Below are 2,096 nucleotides of genomic sequence, written 5' to 3'. Positions count from 1 at the left end.
CGCTAACCCCCAGCGACACACTTGATTCACCATTGAGAGACCATTCATGAGACTGCTACGAAATCGGTCTGACGGCAAATCGCTATCCAACTACTGCATAGTCGGCGAATCCGCCGCCACCTTTCGGGGTGGCGGATTCGTCTCCATCGCCAGTAACGTTTTGAGCAATCGGCACAACTGCTCAATGAAGCGGGAGATTTGGGTCATGAACAACTGAAGTCTCCCGCTTCAAGACCTTCGATTTAGCGAACCATTCCGCCGCCGTCTAGTGATTCAACACAGCCGTTCAACCTCAATCCAGCAGTGCTGTCCAAGGAGATTAATCATACCGGTTGACAGTGAAGGAAGCTGACTTAGTATCACGACGCTCATCTGCGACAAACTGGATGGTATACCCAGGGCTCTTGGTAAGCAGATAGCCAATGGTTAGAGTTAACAAGAGTGAACCAGTTCCAGTCCCAAACACGTTTGGTCCCTCAATAAAACCGAGGACAATGAACCCAGCGCCGACCGCCACAGCGGTAGGATGAACTCTCTGATAGACTCCGTCTAATAGACTTCCCCAAAGTAACACAATCCACAGCACTAACCCAACACCTCCGGCTCGAAGTAGCATCTTGAAATATGTTGAATGGGGAGATGGAACAGTCAAGCCCACAGTCTGTGACAGAAACTCGCTGCCAACGAGTCCAGGGCCAAATACTGGATTCGTGTGTGCCACTGTATCGACCGTCCCGGACCAAATACTGAGACGGCCTGTTAGATCCACGACCTCAGCGACCTGCGAGGGAGCGACTACTACGGTGATGAGGGCAGCAGCAACCGATGCAACCCCGCTGCAGGCCCCGATGACCGCTAACCGTTGGTCTACGCCGTAGTATCCGAGGAGTGCAATTACTCCGACAAGTGCGGCCACCATTCCGCCACGGCTCTCGGTCAGGTAGAGTAACATTGTGTTAAGCACAACCAGCAGTGCCCCTATACGATTATTGTAGGCTATCCACTCGCCGAAACTCGCGACCAAGCCCACAAAGAGCAGCTTAGCAAGGAAATTCGGGTTGCGATATACCGAGTATAATGGATTAACCCCAATCGGTGGCAACAAATCATTTGCCGGCGAAACGGTCGTGCTCAAGGTGAAGACTCCGTAGTCAAACTGGCCCCAGATTGCGGCCGGAAGTCCAATCAACCCGATAAGCGCTGCCACTCTGGCCACGTAGCTGTACGCAATGCTTGGATTGAGACGATACGGAATGATAAATAGTAACACGCTTGCGACGAAGAACATATAGACTGGGAGGAGAGCCGTGGTGGCCTCGGAAAACTCAAGAAGATACACATGACCGATTAAAATTGCAGCCAGGGGAAAGAATGTATAAATTGCTAATCGTGGAATCTTAGCCACTAGATCGCCACGAATGAAAAAGACGAATGCTATGCTGAGGACGAGCAGAACAACGATTGCCGTGCCAGGCGGCCTTGAAATAATCTGACTCTCTGTGAGTGGGAAAGTGAACAGCATAGCGACAAATAATGGCATCAGGAATCTTGTATCCATCTTCTGTGGACTGTTTTCTACTGTAGATAACTAAATACGTATGGATCTATGAATAGGGCTTGTCCCGTAGTTATCTGCCTTCACGGTTGTAGTCGTTTGCTCGGACATTGCCGATCGATAAACGTTAGTGACGGTACCATGGCGGTCAATTAGGTTCTACGTTGCTCTGTTGCAGCGTCGAATAGCACCAGTTTCAGCCTTGTTCTCGGCTGATTTCCGTGAGGCTTGTGGGGAATTGGACGCCGTCTGGCGATATGAGGTCGAAACGACCGATCATACGGCAGTGTAAGAATCTTGCCAAACAGCACGTGGATAACCCTGACGAACCCGCTGCGCCGGACGGCGCCAGCGGGTTCGCCGAGTGGACTCAGATCGCGTTTATCCTCTTGCATGCAGAACTCGACAAAGATTTCCGAGAGACTGAAGCATGGTTCAATGACTCCAGAGCCATCCGTGAAGAGCTTAACATCGACAAATCGCCGGATCACACCACGCTCTGTCGATGGGAGCAACAGGTCGACATGCGTGAACTCCGCAG

1 protein-coding gene and 2 pseudogenes are annotated in these 2,096 nt (G+C 51.3%); 1 reads left to right on the top strand and 2 read right to left on the bottom strand.

Annotated features, from left to right (window positions below; translation table 11 throughout):
• Positions 1-88 precede the first annotated feature (88 nt).
• Positions 89-207, bottom strand: a pseudogene (locus BSG09_RS20535) (IS5/IS1182 family transposase); the annotation flags it as partial.
• Between the two features lie 112 nt (positions 208-319).
• Complete coding sequence (locus tag BSG09_RS19980) at positions 320-1,558, bottom strand: O-antigen ligase family protein (RefSeq protein WP_092936235.1); 1,239 nt, start codon at positions 1,556-1,558, stop codon at positions 320-322.
• A 254-nt stretch (positions 1,559-1,812) separates the two neighbouring features.
• On the opposite strand from BSG09_RS19980, the pseudogene BSG09_RS19970 reads away from it, so the two are divergent.
• A pseudogene (locus BSG09_RS19970) lies at positions 1,813-2,096 on the top strand (IS5/IS1182 family transposase); the annotation flags it as partial.

It is taken from the genome of Natrinema hispanicum (genome assembly GCF_900111485.1).
GTDB classification, from domain to species: Archaea; Halobacteriota; Halobacteria; order Halobacteriales; family Natrialbaceae; genus Natrinema; species Natrinema hispanicum_A.
Note: the sequence above shows the minus strand (reverse complement) of the source record. Positions and strands in the feature narration are given on the sequence as shown.